The 17248-nt window shown below is 59.9% G+C and carries 8 protein-coding genes; 3 read left to right on the forward strand and 5 right to left on the reverse strand.

Features of this window, described 5'->3' with window-relative positions; translation table 11 throughout:
- Positions 1-1021: 1021 nt before the first annotated feature.
- A complete protein-coding gene (locus C466_RS00545) occupies positions 1022-10882 on the reverse strand; it encodes a type IV secretion system DNA-binding domain-containing protein (RefSeq protein WP_239641167.1) in 9861 nt (3286 codons plus the stop codon).
- Between the two features lie 607 nt (positions 10883-11489).
- Here C466_RS00545 and C466_RS00550 point away from each other — a divergent pair.
- Together C466_RS00550 and C466_RS00555 are read left to right on the forward strand one after the other, a co-directional pair.
- Positions 11490-12275, forward strand: coding sequence for a ParA family protein (locus C466_RS00550; protein WP_239641168.1), 786 nt, complete (start codon positions 11490-11492; stop codon positions 12273-12275).
- On the forward strand, positions 12268-12852 hold the full coding sequence (locus tag C466_RS00555; RefSeq protein ID WP_004595493.1) for a hypothetical protein: 585 nt from the start codon (positions 12268-12270) through the stop codon (positions 12850-12852). Before C466_RS00550 ends, C466_RS00555 begins: the two co-directional genes overlap by 8 nt.
- Positions 12853-12862: 10 nt before the next feature.
- On the opposite strand, the gene C466_RS15720 is transcribed toward C466_RS00555, so the two are convergent.
- The 4 genes from C466_RS15720 to C466_RS00570 all read right to left on the reverse strand — a co-directional run bounded on the left by C466_RS15720 (position 12863) and on the right by C466_RS00570 (position 16239).
- Entirely contained in the window at positions 12863-13105 is a 243-nt protein-coding gene (locus tag C466_RS15720; RefSeq protein ID WP_193366038.1) for a hypothetical protein, read from the reverse strand.
- A gap of 30 nt (positions 13106-13135) precedes the next feature.
- Positions 13136-14746: a hypothetical protein gene (locus C466_RS00560; protein ID WP_004595492.1), complete on the reverse strand. Its 1611-nt coding sequence runs from the start codon at positions 14744-14746 to the stop codon at positions 13136-13138.
- On the reverse strand, positions 14743-15519 hold the full coding sequence (locus C466_RS00565; protein ID WP_004595491.1) for an ABC transporter ATP-binding protein: 777 nt from the start codon (positions 15517-15519) through the stop codon (positions 14743-14745). The genes C466_RS00560 and C466_RS00565 overlap by 4 nt, the downstream gene beginning before the upstream one ends.
- A 288-nt stretch (positions 15520-15807) precedes the next feature.
- Complete coding sequence (locus C466_RS00570; protein WP_004599514.1) at positions 15808-16239, reverse strand: helix-turn-helix domain-containing protein; 432 nt, start codon at positions 16237-16239, stop codon at positions 15808-15810.
- 132 nt (positions 16240-16371) lie between these two features.
- Here C466_RS00570 and C466_RS00575 point away from each other — a divergent pair, with 132 nt between their 5' ends.
- Positions 16372-16947: a hypothetical protein gene (locus C466_RS00575; protein WP_004595489.1), complete on the forward strand. Its 576-nt coding sequence runs from the start codon at positions 16372-16374 to the stop codon at positions 16945-16947.
- Positions 16948-17248 lie beyond the last annotated feature (301 nt).

The raw sequence follows: 17248 nt of genomic DNA on the forward strand, positions 1-17248 counted from the left end.
TCTGAGACCCTGTCTCTTCATGTCCCCTTCAGGGGACTGCTGGGGTGATCCCGGTTGCCTGCTGTATCAGGCATCTTACTCTTGGCCCTTGGGCCTGAACACCCCCACCCAGAGGGGGTATTACCCGGTATATCACAGACGTACCGGGTCAAATTGGGGGTGTTCTGAGAAGGTGAAAATAAGTCGGTCTCGGAAACCGGCTGAAACGGCTTTCTAGAACACGCTCAGGTATGCGAGCGAGTCATATTTGATTGAACAGTGATTTTGGAGTGGTGACCCCCGGATAGGCCTTGCCTTCATGCGGTTTTGATTTGATATCCGAGGGGGGTGCTGAGAGTGGACTGAAAACGGGCAGATTCACCCCCCGTATGATTATTTTCACTAAAATTGCCGGGTGTGTCGAAAATGTGGTACTTATATGCGAAATAAACTCTGGTAGGTTCTCGGTTGACCCCCCGGATACCCCACTACGTCATGCGGTTTTGATTTCATATCCGGGGGGTGTTTGAGTGACCTTGCTACCCCCGGATACTCCGCTACGTGTGGTTATTTTCAAAAAATCGAATTTGGCTAAATTCCGAGACATAAAAGAGAAAATAACAGGCGATCGGGGATCTGCTGTGAGTTAGAGAATACAGGGCCTTTTCGAGACAAAATAGGCTTGAGTTCTGCTTCTGTGGCACCCCCCGGATACCCGGTTACGTCTTGCGGTTTTGATTCCATATCCGGGGGTGATATTCGGTGGTCAGACCTGAGTTGGACACCAGCTGAGTCAATGTCAGTAACCTCACCAGCGGGTTGAATAGTTTAGTGTGGAATATGGCGCAAAGATAGTGAGTCAGTCACCTGCTCATCTCGGGCTTTGCGCGACGATTGGTATCGAAACGTCCAGCGAGAAGGCGTAGTTGACTCTGATGAGAGACATACTATCGTACACCTAATCCACAATCAGGAACCTGTCAAGTAGCCCCCGTCGGAGCAACCGAATCGTGCAGTGAGAACGGAGCCGGGAGGAAGTTCCCTAGTCGTCCATCGAGAACTTCCCTTCGAGTTCAGCGAGGGTTTCGCCCTCGTCTGTGAGCTCAATACCGAACCACGTCCGAACCTGCTTTCCGCCTTCGACACTGGGCCGACCTTCCTTCAGTTCGACGTCGACTTGCGCTTTTAGCGGCCCAGTGAACGCACCCGGCGCGTACTCTTGGATCGCCACATCATCCACCGACATATCAGTACTGTTACGGATGTGCCGGAGGCAGATTTGCGCCCACGAATTGAACGCATCGCGGAGTTCGGCCTTCGGAACGAACACCGTCTCGTCGGTGTCGGTCGTGATCGTCTCGTCTTCCGTGTTGGTGTAACGACGGAGGAACTGCTTCAGTGGGTCGGGCATGTCGTCCCCGATGAGCGGCTGGCCATACTTGCGGTGGATGCTGTCGAACGCAACGTCTTCTGTGTCGACCGAAGGCGTCGTCGAACTACTCTCGTCTCCGCCCGAGTCACCACCGGATCCACTACTGTCCGCGAGGCGTGCGGGCGTGTATCCTGTCGTGTCCTCGATATCTTTGAGAACTGGGAAGTACACATCATCCGGGAGCTTGAGGTTGCGCTTCCCGGCTTTGTTCCTGCCCGGCGAGTCGGCATTCTGTTCGTCCGAATCACTGTCGGAATCATCGCTACCCCCGCCGAATTGTTCGAGGTCCTCAGGCTCGCAATAATCATGCTCGATCGCGTATCCCACAAGCCCCTTCAGCGGGATAGGCGTGTGCTCTGGAACGAGGTTGTTCTGGCGAGCGTAGGTCCACAGATGGAGGTACTCTAAATCATCGAGATTCTGACCACTCGCGGAATCCTTCGGGTCGCGCTTGCCCATGTCACAGAGCGCAAAGTGTTGGAAGTTATAGAGCGCTTCCCGCTTGTGACAGTAGGCAGTTTCGTCGTCGATCACCACGAAGTAGTTCTCCGATTCACCGAAGTGACCGAAGGGGTTTTTCCCACGGGATCCGGGCGTGAGTCCAAGGTCGCGCAGGTCGAGGTTCCAGAGGGGGTTGTGGCTCCCAGTGAGCTCGCGATAGTCGCCCTGTTCGATTCGGTCTTCGATCTCCTGTGGGTCGATATCCATCGCGGTGCTGGCGTCGTTCACCAGCCCCCCAATGTTGCCCGTCGCGGCGGGGTGTTGTGACGGGTGGATTGTGGGGATGAAACCGAACAGCGAGAGGGGTGGATACACCGCGTTTTGTTCAGGCACAGGATCGAGAACATTACCCTCGCCGCGAAGCGTGCTCGCGTCGCCAACAGGCCACCTGTGAGCGGCCGTCAGCGCCCCCGTGTCAGCGTCGGGATCAGCCGGGATGATGTGGGGGTCACGAACGGGCATATTTACGCCCGTTTCTGTCCGGTCGATCGCCCCGACAGTCTGGGGGAGGTCGTGGGCGGTGGGGTAGCCAAGCGACGTCGGATCCATTCCGGTTGGGTACTCGCCAACTGGGTCCGACCGGTCGGCGAGCGCCCGCATCCACGCAGGGGCCGTGGCCGGTCCATCACTCCCGTCGTCGGCGGGTGTCGGGCCATTCCCCATCGTCAGTCGAAGCGCCCATTCAGCCGGCGGCGTGAGCGCGAGCCAGCCCTCTTGGAGGAAGTCGTCAAGGTCGCGCTTCTCATCGCCAAACTGCGGCAGCTCTAAGAGCCACACGTTCGTCCCGCCGTAGTCAGTGTGGGTCGGCTCCTCGTCGGGCGTCAGCGCCGTCTGTCCGTCCGCGTCGGCGCTCGCAGTAGTCTCGTCTGTCTCGGTGTCGACGTCGATCATACCGAGCCGCGTCGCGACTTTCTCCCAGAGCTCGTGATCATCCTCGTTGGGGTCGGCGTCGCCCTCGAGGACTTCCTCGCGATACACCTCGGCGGCGGCTTGGACCGTCCCCGTGAACGTATCGTCCGGCGACGGTGTATGCGTGTCCAGCACCCGGCCCATGTTGACGGCGCTATCCACGCCGGGCCCGTACTGGTGAATCTCGATGACCTCGCTGATCGGGCCCTTCCCGTGGAATTCGCCTTCGGACTCCAACAGGTGAACCGGGACTTCCTCGGCCGTGACGGGCGTCTGCTCCTCTGCGTCGACGTCGGCGTCAGCCGGCGGCGCGACGCGAATGTCCTGATCGTCGAGTTTGTCTTGGAGCGTCCCGTCGCGAGCAGCCTCGAGAACCAGCTTCCGGGTGAACATCTCGTCGCCGGGGAACTCGCCGGTACAGAACAGCTCGCGGATGTTCATGTCGCGTTCACACTCGCGCTCGTCGTGGTCCCGGTCTTCCTCCGCAAGGACGACCCGCTTCGGCGGGTCCGAATCTTGGAGGAAGTACACGTCGGGGATCTCCCGGCGCTTGATGATCTCCGCGAGTACGTCGCGGTGCTTCATTTTGAACGACTTCGTGACCGGGGAGATGCACGGGATGCCGTGGGCGTGAGCGGTAATCGCGTCGGCCATCCCCTCCGTGATTGCGAGGGGTTCGCCCTCGACAATGGTCTCCCGGCCGTAGATCGGCTCGTCGGCGATAGTGTAGTTCTTCGTCGTCGCGAGCTTGGCGTACTTCCCCCCGGTGAAGTCGTCGGTGTGGGTGCCGTCTTCGGTGTCGAAGTCCGGCCGCCGCCCGATGAAGAAGGCCACCTTGCCGTCCTCGTCGTAGTACGGGAAGATGTACCGCGCCCGGAAGAGACACGAGAGGTCGGCGGGATCGTCAGGATTGTCTATCGTGGTGTAATCGACGTATTCCTCGCCCTCTTCGTTCTCGCCGTAGGCGTCGTTTGGCTTCGTGAACAGCCCGGTCGCGACCATCGTGTGGTGGCTAAAGCCCTGCTCTTCGAGGTGGAAGAAGAGTTCCTTGCCGAAGGCGGGTGCCCACCCGAGCTGCTTGTCATCGACGAGGTCGTCGCTCCAGCCCCGGTGGTCAGCGCCGAGATACTGGTAGGGTTGCTCGTCGGCGGCGAAGTCCTCGGGCTCGGCAATGCGTTCAGCGGCGTCTTCCGTGGACTGGATGCCGGCGGTCTGTGCGTCCTCGTTCGGCGGCATCGCGTCAGCAGCGTCGGGATCCTGCTCAACAGGGTACGCCGGGTCGGGCTCGTCAAGTGTGGTGAAGTATTCCCGCGGTGTCTCGGGCTTCCGGTAGCCCACTTCGAACGCCCGTTCTTCGTTCCACGTGACATTCTGGTCGATCGTCGTATCCAGCTGGCTGTGGAAGAAGCGGGCGGCTTCCTCGAGGCAGGCTTGGACTGCGCCGAGGTCCGGCGTGGGGCTCAGCCGGAGGTCGGTAGGGTCGGCGTCGACGAGTGTGCTGTTAGGCTCGGCACGCGGCTCGCCGGGTGCGGTTTGTCCTGTGGGGCGTGTGTCGTCGGCGTCGCTCTCTGCGTCGGCTGCGCCGGCTGCGGGCGGCTCTGTCTCGCCGTCGTCCGGGTCGGTGTCGCTCCCAGCGTCAGTCTCGGCGCCGTCGTCGCTCCCAGCGTTCGTCTCGGCGTCGGACGTAGTGTCTGCGTCGTCCTGACTCCCGGCCTCGCTGTGCGCGCCTGTACGCCCGCCTGAGCCATTCCGACTCTCGGACGGGGCGTTGGTCGTCTCGGTGTCGGTTGTGTCTTCCTCGCGTGTGCTGGCCGTGTCTGGCTCGTCGCCCTCACCGTTCGCGTCCGTGGGCGTGGGGGATGCATCTTCGCTGTCGTCCGTGGCGGGTGTCTCTCCCCCACCGTCCGGGCCGTCGTCGGTATCATCGGAACCGTCGCCGTCGGAACTGTCGTCGGAGTCCGAGCCGTCTCCACCTACGGGATACGCATCCCGGTCGAACGCTGCGGCGTCGATTTCCGGCCCTTTCTCGTCGCGAGGTGTATTGATCTTGAACTGCCCCGTCTCGTCGTCACGGTACACCGCGCCGTGCTCACAAGCCGCCTCAATGGTTGCTTCTTCTTGTTCTTGGGTGAGATCGTGTGCGTCCCAGAGAGCAAGGGTCAGAGCCTGTTCGTTGACCGGGGTGTGCGGTTGGTTACCCGCAGTGGTCAGTACCTCATCCCAGAACGTCGGGATCGCCCGTTCACCGAGGGCGAGTTGCTTTCCGTCTTCTTCGATGACGCCGGCCTCGACACCCGCGCCAATAGCGGCCCGTGCCATCGGCTCCTTGAATTCGTATTCCCGCTTGAGCGCGATTACTGCCATCGAGACACTGGCACTCGCGTCATGGTCATTCCCAAGAGCATCCCACACAGGCACCCAACTATCCCGACGCTGCATCTCGGCTATTTCGTCTTCGCCAAGGTAATCGCGAGGAGAATCTCGCGGCCCCGGCAGACGGAGCGCATCTTCATCAACCACTACGAGTTTGTTCGTCGCAAGTCCGATCCGGATTGCGTCCGCAGCCTGCGTATCACGGACGCCAGTCCCGTACCGAAGCGCACCGGGGAGGTTATCCCGGAAGATGGCCTCCGTCTCGTTCAGGTTCGCCGAATCCCACACGTCCTGCCAGAAGGCGGCGTCGGTGGGGTCTTTCGCGCCGAATTTGTCGGCAACCGCATCGGAGTCGATTTCGATATCGTCTGGCGAGCTGTCCTCGTCGATTGCGTCGCTGTTGGCGATGTAGTAGGTACTCAAGTTTGTCATGGCGGCTGCGTGACTGAACGTCACGGCGTCAATCGGGCTCGTCTCGTCGGCGCCCGCGTCATCGTTAAGGATGTCGACCGGCCCATCCGTATCGCTGTCGGCACCGAACGGGTCGTCTTCATCCACGGTCGTCTCGACACTGGGAGACGGCTCCTCGTCAGGCGTGTCGGCGTTGTCCGTGGCCGGTGTGTCGCCCTCATCCGCGGCTGCGTCGTCATCGTGTATCCCGACCGGGTCGCGATTGTTGCCCTCAATATCAAGGGCGGTCATCTCGCGGTATATCGGCAACTGCTCATCGGGGACAATCGGCTCAAACGCATCCGGTGGGGCCTCGTGGGTTACATTCGCTCCGGGTTTGGAACCGACTCCACTCACGTCGCTATCCCGACTCGGCATCTTGCTCGGGATGAGCCGTTCCGGAATAGGGACGGCTTCGCGTGAGAACCCGGCACGCTCTATGTGTATCTCTTCGTCCTCGGTATCGCTCGTGTCTGGTTCGTCTTCCGTGTCCTGCTCAACCCTTGCTTCTTCGGGAACCTGCTCAATACTCGTGTACGTCTCGGTCGGTGAGTCTCCCTCGGTGTCAGGAGAATCGGCCTCAACAGGTGCTTGAGTATCCGATTCGCTCGTGGGTTGTTCAGCGGGCGAAAGGAATTCGGGGAGAGCCGTTTGGACAATATCCCAGTCCTCCTCCGTCGGTATCTCTTCGAACTCACGTTCAGGAACGAACGGCTCGTAGACGAGTTGCCAGTCCTCGCGAAGGTCGCCGAGTGTCGGGTAGCGTTGGACCTCGCCGCCGGGGTAGACCACCCACTCGTTGTTGTGGGTGTCATAGCGGCACCACACGTCGAAGGCGTTCGTTGATCCGAAGCCCTCGTCCATCCGGAGTGCGCCCTTCTTCGCGCCATCAGCCATACCGTCGTACAGCTGAATCTCGTCGTCGTGGGTGTTGACCCACACCGCCTGCTTGCCCTTCCTGATGAGCGCGTGTTTCCGCTCACCGTCTGTGGGTGTCCCCAACTCAAGGAAGTCGGTCTTGTTGTAGTACAGCGGCATCGGGTCGCGCTCTGTGAGATCACCTGCGTCTTCTGCGTCCTCGTTGGGGCGCATCCGAAGGTGCCCACGGATGAGCTTCGGGTCTGTGAGAATGTGGTTGACGCGAGCAGCAAGCTCAGCACTTTTCTCACCACCTTCCTCCGGGGTGACGAACATAACTCGCCGGTCACTACGAACCGACCGGGCGAGGTTCTGGAGCGTCCGGGCTGGCTTCTTGTAGGTTGAGGTCTCTGCTTCGATAGTGATCGCACCGCCCCCAGAGAGGTCTGCGGCAATCGGGTAGTCCTTCTTGAACTGCTCAAGCAAACGCGAGGCCCGCTTTGTATCCACAGTCCCCTCAATCGGCGGGTAGGCAACCGCGTCCGGTAAGCTCACTTCGTGATCTTGCCGGACGACGGTGACTTCCATCCCGATAGCCGACAGCATCACGAACGACCGCCGAATCACTTCGTTGTGCTTCTCTGTCTCAGGCCGCCAATCCTCATCAGCCTGCTCAAGAACCGACCGGATCCCTTTGTCCGTGATCGAAAGTTCCGTCTCCGGGTCGGTGATCCGAACCTGTCCTGTTGGCGTCCCGCCCGTCCCCCGGACGCTGGTTTCCTCTTCTTCGTCCTCGGGGTCGGCCAGCTCAACATACGCCTCATCGACGAGGATTCCGTCAGGCAGCTCCTCGAAGTCCGTCGACGTCCGGCGGTGGAACCCCTCGTTTGCGGCCTCGACACTCACCGAGAGTGTGTCGTCGCCGTCCATTTCTGGCGGGTCGATATTCAACGCCGGGGCGGGCTCAAGCGTCTCGTATGCGCCGGGCAGCGTATCGAGTGCGTTCTGCCGGATCTGTTCAGCCCACACTGCTTCGAGGAAGCACTTCGTCAGGTCGTGTTCGCCCCCGAGATGCATCAGGGCGTGTTCCGACTCGTCGAGGTTCTGCTCGAGTGCGTCGACGCCGTACTCCTTGAGGTTCTCCCCGATGATCGCTTCGGCTTCTGCCGGCGTCCGCCGTGCGGGGTACGGGGCGAAGGTGTCGGGCGCAAGCGGGTCCGACCGCATCGGCCCGTCCTCGTCCATCGTGGAGATCGTCGTCAACGCGGTGTAGGCAGGCAACGACTGGATCGTCCCCGAGTCGATGTCGTCGTCGTCGAACCGCTCGGCGATGATCCGGGCGTCATCAACCTCTGTCACACCGAAGCTCAACAGCGTGTCCGTGTTCCCGAACATCTGCTTGAGCGTCTGGGGCGCAATCTCCCGCACCTGCGAGGGGTTCTGGAGACAGGTGACGACGCCCATCTTCCCAGACCGGGCCTTCGAGAGCATCTTGTCAAGCGCCATGTTCTCTGAGGCGATGTCGTCAAACTCGTCCATGAACGCGAAGAAGGGCTCCCGGTCGGCCTCCTCGATCTTCTCGCGTTTCCGGATGGTCGACCACACGCGGCGCATGATCCCCGTGGAGACGACCTTCCGGATCTCGTCAGACCGCACCGTGTTCCGGACGAGAATGATCTTCCCCTCTTCGACGGCGTGCGAGAGGTTGATCGTTCCATCTCGGTGGGCCACAATCCCCCGGCTGATGGGGTCTTCGACCCAGTCTTGAATCCGGCGGAGAACCGGGTCGATTTCCTCGGTGTCCATCTCCGCGATTTTCGTCGTGTACTCGTGGATGAAGCTCATCCCCTCTTGGCTGACGACGTTCGAGAACTTCGCACGGCTCTCGTTGTCGGCCAGCACGTAGTACATATCGACGAGGGTGAACTTCCGTCGCGACCGAATCATCGCACGGGCGATGTTGGAGGTGATCCCCTCCATCTTCGGGCCCCAGTACTCACCGCCACGCAGGACCGCCCGGAGGTCGTTGATGATGGACTCAACCTCGCGGTCGAATTCGATCTCCGTCTCACAGTCGCCGGGCTCGAGGAAGTTGATCCCCGCGACTTTCTCGAAGGTCTCGCTCCCCGGCTCAACCCAGATGATGTCGTCCATCCGCTCGTCGGGCAGCTGCGTGATCAGGTCGTCGACAGTGTCGCCCTTCGGGTCGATGAAGACGAACCCGTGGCCCTTCCGGGCAATCTGGTTCATCATCATGTTCAGGGTGGTGGATTTGCCCTTCCCCGTCGACCCGAAGATCGTCATGTGGCGGAACCACGAGAACGGCTCAAGCCCGATTTCCCGAATCCCGTCCATTGGGTTGCTGTCGTACCCCAGCCAAATCGGCTCGTCCGGGTGGTGGGTGTGCGAGTGAACGAGGCGATCGCGCACGTCGAACCCCGCAAACAGGTCGCCGTCCTCGGCGGCGCCGTTCCCGCTGGCGGTCGCCGTGAGCTCGAACGGGAAGTAGCGCTGGAGTCCCGGCTCCCGGCGAAGCTGGACATCGGTATCGGACTGATCGTAGGTGTAGTGTTGGTGGTGGGCGGGGTTCTCGCGACCGCGTGTGTACGGGCTTGGCGGGCCAGTCTCGTCGCCCGTCGTTTGCGGCAGGTCTTCTTCGGGCTTTGCGGGAAGGTCGGCCACGCCCTCGACGTCGTCTTCCGGGTGTGTGCCGCTCGGCCCGTTCGTCCCCCTCCCAGACTCGGCGTGGTCTGTGGTGTCGTCCGTGGCTGGGGTCTCCTCCCCCTCGTCTGACTCGGGCGTCTTTCGGGCACCGGGGGCGGCGAACACGTCGTCTCGTTCATCCAGCTCTTCAAGATCGACTCCGAGTTCCTCGGCCCGTCGGTTCTGGAACTTCCGGATGAGGTTGTCCGCGACGTGGTCGTTGTATTGGCTTTTGATTTTCTCGCGGGTGAGTTCGCCGTAGATGAATTTCCGATACACCTCGTTGAACGCCTCTTGTTTCTCAGGTGTCGAGTCGACGTCGACGGTTGCGGTGGGTGTGTCGGGCTCCGTGTTGGTGGCCTCCGTCTGGTCATCGAAGAAGAATCGGAGAACAGTCCCGAGCCCCTTCATGAACACAGAGTCTTCTTCCTCTGTCGGGTCGGGGCCGACAGTATCCGACTCTTCAGCTTGATCACCAGAGAGGGATGTCATCGCAGACGCCTCGCCACCGAGTTCGGACAGGTCACGGTTCACCCGCATGTCTGGTGGCTTCACTGTCCGATTTGCCTGTGCGGGAGGCCGGTTGCCGACGCCTTTGCGCGTCCAGTCGATGTTCGTCTGATCGACTTCTTCTCCCGGGAGGTGGACTACCCCTGCGAGTTCTTCAACGTTCAGCGCTGTCTGGTCGTAGGAAAACTCACGGGCAGCAGTCCGCCGGGCGAGTTCTTTGACGCCCCGCTCTTTGAACGCGAGCGGGATGAACGCTTGCCCCGTCTCGTCGCTGTGGTACTGCGTTGAGTAGACGTTCGCGATCCCGTGGGCGTGGTGTTTCGCGATGTCTGGCGACGAGGCGAAGACCAGAAAGCGAGTGTTGAGGTAGTACGCTTGCTTGCCTTCCTGATTCAGGACGGCTTCAGCAGCTCGGAGGTCCTTTGCTGACGGATCGTCTAATCGAGGGTTGAAGTAACTCCCGTTGATCCGGCCGTAGGTGAGGCTGTCGTTGATCTGGTCTGCGCTCCACTCGTGGAGTTTGAGCCCGTCAGTCCAGTTTCGACTCGCAGGGGTGAAGACGAACTGGACGATTGCGACTTCGTTCGAGTAGCCGACGAGTTCGCTCAGGACACTGCGAAGCGGATCAGACTCGAACGCGTCGGGGCCACTCGTTCCGCGGAGTGGTCGATACTTCTCTTTGTTCAGTTCGAGCTTGCCGCCGGACAGATACATTCCCGGTTCGATTTCGGGAAACGGTTTGTCGACGGGCTTGATCTCGGCATTCGGATACAGCCCGGAGACTTGCTGGCGAAACTCGCGTTGGTGAATCCGGTCTGGAAGGCCGAAGTGGAATTTGACGGTCTCGTCGGTCAGGACAAGCTCGAAGGAGAACTTCTTCGGTCGCTCTCCGAGGTTGAATCGTTGCGCAAGTTCCGAGTGAGTGACGCCCTCGTTGTGGAACCCGGCGATGAGTTCTTCGGCGTATGCTAGTCCGTCTTCCTTCTTGTGTGGACGGACTCGGTTGAGGCTGCCTGCGTACGAGTTTGCGGCGTCGTTGATCATCTCGACGAACTCTTCGGTGACCTGTGGTGCGTCCGGCTCTCTGGCTCCGAGTTGGAGATGCCGGAGGTTCTTGAGCCAGTCTGGGAGCGTATGGTCGTGAATGCGGTTAAGTGGGTTTTGCATATTAGACAACCCCCTCACCAATTGACTGTCCTACATCCCTAGGAGAATTAACTCGGCTAGTCAGATTATCACCGCGTGTAGACCTCACAAGCTCATTTTCGTGGTCCTGGCTGTCACCGAATCCAATTTGGTTGGACGAACCAGTGTGTAATTGAATTCCAGCTATCTGTGGGTCGTACGAGCAATATATATTTATAATCTCACAGATACTTTGTGTGTTAGAATTTCTGGCTATGGTTACTGATAATCTGTTCCAATGAAATTGGCTTGTAATTGGAAGGCCTTCGTATTCCCAGAGCCTCCCTAAAGAACGGTTCAGTCTCACTATTTACACCTGTGCGGAACGCTTGAGGGCAAATTCGGCATCCTATGCTCATATTTCGATTCTCGATAATTATAATTGCTCGGGAGTCCATAGAAGTTTAAGAGAAAATATATTTATGGAATAGAGTGTGAATCGTCTCAAGCTCAGGCCCTGGACACTCGGCCTGCTCAATCTGCCGATGTCTGACATAGATTTATTATGGCAGCGTTTCGATCGTTTCGCAGAATGTCGCAAACGACTGAAACGGGTGAAACGATCGAAACGTCACCGGCGATCGTGGCGATGCTCAACCAGAAAGGCGGGGTGGGGAAGACAACTCTCACCATCCACGTCGCCGGCGCGCTCGCCGATCGTGAACTCGATGTCCTCGTGGTCGACCTCGCACCGGAGGGAGCGCTCACGTCGATCCTTGGCTACGATGAAGCCTACAGCGATCTTGATCGCGAGGTGTCACTCCACGAACTCCTCCTAGACCCGAGTCGCGCCGCCGGCGTCGAGAACCTCGTGCTTGAAGGCGAGGAGTTTGATCTGCTCCCGTCAAACGAGCGCATGGTCGACCGGACTGGTGGGGAGTTGAACGGCGAGCCGCGAGCCCGAGAGCGATTGAAGATGGCCCTTGACGAGCTTGGCGCAGGCTACGATGTCGTTCTTGTGGATAACATGCCGAGTATCAACGTTCTCACGGACAACACCTTGGTAGCGAGTGACGGCGTTCTCATCCCGGCGTACGCCGAGGCACTCTCTGTACAGGGGCTCGATCGCCTACAAAAGCAGATCGATAGCGTTCGGGAGTACTTTGGTACAGTCAGGATCCTCGGAATCGTCGCAAACCGCGTCGAGCACAACAAGCAGGCCGACGCGATGCTTGAGCAGCTCCACGCCGAGTTCGAGGACGGACTCGGCATCCCAGTGTTTGACGTGTACAAGCGAGTCGACCTCCAGCGAGCGATCGCTGCGCAGGAGCGCTCTATCTTTGCTGCCGAGGAGCTCGACACTGACATGGCCGAGGTGATCGCCGAGATTGCGGCGCTCGTCGACGACGAACTCGTGGGGCAGGCTAATGACTGACGACGAGGACGACGCCAGCGAGGAGCTGGGGAAGACCGGGGAGAAGATGGGCGGCATTGCCGACCGTTTCGGCGCATCAACTGACACGACTGACACGAGCGAAACGTCCGAAACGTCTGAAACGGGCGACACGACCAAAACGTCTGAAACGGGCGACACGACCAAAACGTCTGAAACGGGCGACACGACCAAAACGTCTGAAACGCCTGAAACGCCTGAAACGATCAACACGGGCGACGACGACTCCCCGGCCTCTCCCGATATGACTGAAACGATGGACACGACTGAAGCGCTTGAAACGAGTGAAACGATCGAAACGTCCGAAACGGGCGACACGACTGACACGCTCGTCCCCGGCGATGAGGGGTTCGTGCTGCGAGAGGACTGGAACGGGCGGACAATCTACCTCTCGGACGACGACGTCGACGAACTTGACATCCGCTACTCCGAGGTCAACGTCGAGTGGCAGCGTGAACACGGCGAGCAACTACCGAAGAACGAGAAGTTCTACCCAGCAGTGATCCGGGCGGGGCTCTCCGGGACGTCGATTGAAGAAGAGCTCGGCCTCAAGGACTAGCAGTTATAATCTATAACTCAGGTTGGTCTGCCATCCATTTTTTTCCAGCCTTACCAAACATCGATTCCCGAGTAGCGAACATCGTCGTATCTTCGACGTACGCATCGAACTCATCTTCTGGTATCTCTTCGAAGTCTTTCTCGTCCTCGACTGTCCATGGGCTTTCCTCGAAGAACTCCTCGATGTCGCCGAAGTCAGAGAATGAAGGGTTGCCATGGCAATGAGGTCGAGTTAACGGCGAACGTGTGCTCACCAGACGGCTCGTCTGAAACGACCGGCGGGGTCACGCTAAAGTATAGCGTCGGTGCCGCCGGAGCGCATAGCGGTAGGAACCATACGAAACGCCGACCGTCAACAGCAGATACGTACCGAAGAGCACGCCGAACACGGGCGTTAACACAACGTTTCCGGTGACGGCGAACCACGTCACGAACAGCCCGAGAACCGTTCCGCCACCCACGACGAACAGGTACACCATCATGACGAGCGTCGACGGGACGACCGTTTCCGTCCCCCAGAACTCGCGCTCCTCGTAGATCGGATACGCCGAGCCGATACCGACTGCAAACATCGCCGCAGTGAGACACATCACAACTCCGACGGCGGCGGTCACCACCGCCTCAAGCACCAGTATCCCGAAACCGATCGAGACGAGCGAGCTGAGAACAGCGACCGGCACTCCAATCACAACGCCGGCGAGGAGCCGTCCACGGACGAGAGCCGCGGATGATGTCTCGGTGAGAAGGAGGAACGGTAGTTGCGGCCGCTCGTCACCGAGCGGGTTCAACCCGAAGGTAGCGCCTGAGAGGTATGTCGCGAGAACGACGCCGCCCCCAGTGATGAGGGGTCCGAGGGCGTCGCCCGAAAACTCGAGAAACATCGTCCCGAACGGTGCGATAAAAAAGACGGCAATCAGGAGATGACTCAACTCCGCCGGATCACGGCGACCGCGCACTAGAATCCCCCACGCGATACGACCGGGTTTAGTCCATGCGAACGGTCGTGGGGCAGAGAATCCGCCGCTCGATCGCCGCACCTGCGTCGACTCGTTGTTGTCGACCGGATCGGTAAACCAGAGCGTAGAAACCTGCTTGGTCGAGACGGCGAGACCGACCGGCGTGAGAGCGAGTAACGCCGCGAGCACCGCCACCGCCTCCGGAGAGGTCGGTCTGGAGACCGGTGTTCCGACGAACGCGAGCGCAACGTATTCCACGAGGGGATCGAACGCTACTGTCGACAACAGCCGTTGCACTGAGAGGTCGGATTCGACGATGAACTGCCCGGCGAACTGTGACGCGACGACGAGTCCGACCATCGCGAGGATACCGACCGCTTTCAGGAGACGGCGAAGGCTGGGGAGTTTCCGCAGGAGTCGCAACACAGCAATTCCCCCGGCGTACCCCCAGACGGCGGCACAGCAAACGAGCGGCAGCGCGACCGCCCCGCCCGAAGCAACGAGCAGCGGCGAGCCCATTCCGAGTGCGAATGTGACCACCACTGCCCCGACCGGGATCCCGAACCACAGGGAAAGCCGTCCCACCTCCGCTGTGATGAGCCCGATAACGACTGCTCGCGGGTGAACCGCCAGCAGGACGAAATCCGCACCGTCGATATGTCCGAGCCGTTCGAGGGTCCGAAACACCGATATCGACAGGAGACTGAGAGGAACGAGCGTCGCAGCGGGCGCGAAGAACGGGACCGCCGCCACGGAGCGCGCGGTTTGCCCGAGCACATACGCTGTCGGCAGCGCGAACAGGAGCGCGCCGCCGAAGAACAGCGCCGTGAGCAGGAGTCCAAGGACTCGACGGGGGTTTCCGAGGTACCCACGGAGGCTTCGGACGAACTCCGCTCGCCCAATTCGGAGCCCGTGGCGAACGTCCTGTCGGACGCTCATTCTCTCCGAGAGGCCGCGTCCGTTTCGGGTTCGCTCGTGACGGCGAGGAACGCGTCTTCCAGGGATCCACTCTCGCCAGTCTCCGCACGGGCCTGTACTTCGGTGGGCGTCCCCTCGGTGACGAGTCTCCCGTCAAACAACACCCCGACCTCGTCAGCGACGGCTTCGACCACCGGAAGAATGTGTGTTGAGAGGAACACCGTGGTTCCTGCGTCGGCGAACGCGGTGATCGATTCCCGGATAGTGCGCGCCGCTCGGGGGTCAAGCCCCGATGTCGGTTCGTCTAGATACAGGACGTCCGGTTCGTGTAGGACGCTCTGTATGAACGCAGTCTTCTGTTTCATTCCCTTCGAGTACCCGTCGATCCGCCTGTCCGCGTCACCGGCCAACCCGAACTGGTCGAGGTACTCGCCGATGCGCTCGTGGGCAACGGACCGCGAAATGTCGCGAAGGTCGGCGACGTATTCGAGCTGTTCGCGGGCGCTGAACTCGTCGTACAGAGGCGGCGTCTCAGGGAGATAGCCGACCCGACCGGCGATCGCACGCCGGTCGCTCGGGTTGACGCCACAGATGCGTACCGATCCGCTGTCCGGATCGCTGAGACCAGTAAGGAGCCGCATTGTTGTTGTCTTCCCCGCACCGTTCGGGCCGAGAAAGCCGTAGACGGTCCCGTGGGGGATGTCGAGCGTGAGACTGTCGAGAGCGACTTCTGAGCCGTAGCTCTTCCGGAGATCGGTCGCCAGAATGGCGGATTCGTCGTGGGTGGAGGGCATACGTAACGGATGTCATTTCCCGAACCGGTCGTCTATGCGTTTCGGAATCATCTTTCAGTCACACGTACGGGGGCGATGCCGCATGGGTAGATAGCGACGTGATTAGGGGGCGTGGTCGCTCCTGTACAGCCTTGGAGGATAGAATTGATACGTGCCTTCTGTTCGATTCATCTGTTCTGGATCGAAATCGAGACTGATCTCTCTTGTCTGCTCTGCGCTGGTTCCGCTTCCGGAATATCCCAGACGTCGAGTTCTCTGTCCGGCAGGACGTACGCCTTGCGGTGGATTTCAGTTTCGTCTGTTCGGCCGCTCGACCCCCTCTGCGGCCTCGATTTCGTCTGTCTTCTCGACTTCGGCGAATAGTTCTCGGTATGCGTCGGGCTCAAAGAGGTTGTTTCGGTCGAACAGTTCGCGAGCGGCGTCGGTCAGCTGAAAGAACCGGTATGGATGACCCCGTTCGAGCCCCTCACGATCCCGTTCGATGGCCTCGATCAGTCCCACTTCTTCCAGCCGGATGAGATGGTCTGTGAGCGTCGACGCTGCGATACTCGGATTGTAGTATTCGAGTTCCTTCTTCGAGGGCGCGCCTTTCGGGTGACCGACGATGGTCCCGATGATATTCGCACGGGTCGTGTCGTCGAGGGCACTCAACGCTGCGATCGGATCGAGTCCGGCCGAACTCTCGGCTGGGGTGAGCGGGGTGGCGTCAGGCCGGGACATTGTGTATCAGTGTTCGTCTCCTGGCCACATAACCATTTCGGCGAATGTCGAAGTGGTAGCCAGAGTGCTCGCGTATTCCACTTCCGGTCGGATTTCCGTACCGTTAGGTGGCGGTGGTGAATCCTATCCAGTATGACCAACGACGACGCTACCCGTGCCGTCATCGACAAATTGGGTGATCAGCCGGGAGAGACGCTCACACCAGAACGGATCGAGGCAATCCAGACCGCGATGCATGAGGGCCTCGGACGATTTATCAACAACACGTCCTACTTCGTTCTCGGTTCCTACGGTGAGGAGGAGCGGCCACGATTGGAGGCTGTTCGCGACCAACTCGCGAGCGATGCCGCAGCCTCGGACTCCGATGACGGGGTTGATGCGTTCCTGATGGACGATCTTCTGGACGTCTCGGAGTTCTTCACGTCGAAATTCAAGCTACTGGTCAGCTACGCGGACCATATCGTGGGGGTGTACGAACATTCTCAGGGCGGGCACGCGCGGGAAGCGGGTTACATCGATCAGCCGACCTATCGGAAACGGACGCGGGCCTTCTATCGAATTTACGAGACTGAGGAGGAACAGTACGCGGCCTACGACGGGATGTTCGCACACTATCTCCTCTCGATGGAGCGGGTGGACCGTGCGTACACGTGGACGACGCCCGAGGAACTTCGCGATTGTGTGGCGGACGCCTACGCACCCGATTGATACCGATTAAATCCAAAACTGGCCCATCCTCTGAGATCGGATTTGTTGAAATTCTCAGAAGTTGATAGTTTTGTGTCTCTAATCGCTCAGTACAGGAGACACAGTGGCCGGCAAGAATTGTTACCTCAATGGACCTTCAGAATTGTCGTGTAACGTACAGCAGGTCGGGTCCGTGATCGATGGGATGCTGGTCAGTCGTTTGGTAACGTAGATTCAGTACATCACAAAGCCGGTTAGTTGAGACGTCTGCTTGCAGAAGGTGTGTCTAAAACCCAGCAAGCAGACGATGAAATCCACGAAG

Origin of the sequence: Halorubrum distributum JCM 10118 (genome assembly GCF_000337335.1) — an archaeon.
GTDB classification, from domain to species: Archaea; Halobacteriota; Halobacteria; order Halobacteriales; family Haloferacaceae; genus Halorubrum; species Halorubrum distributum.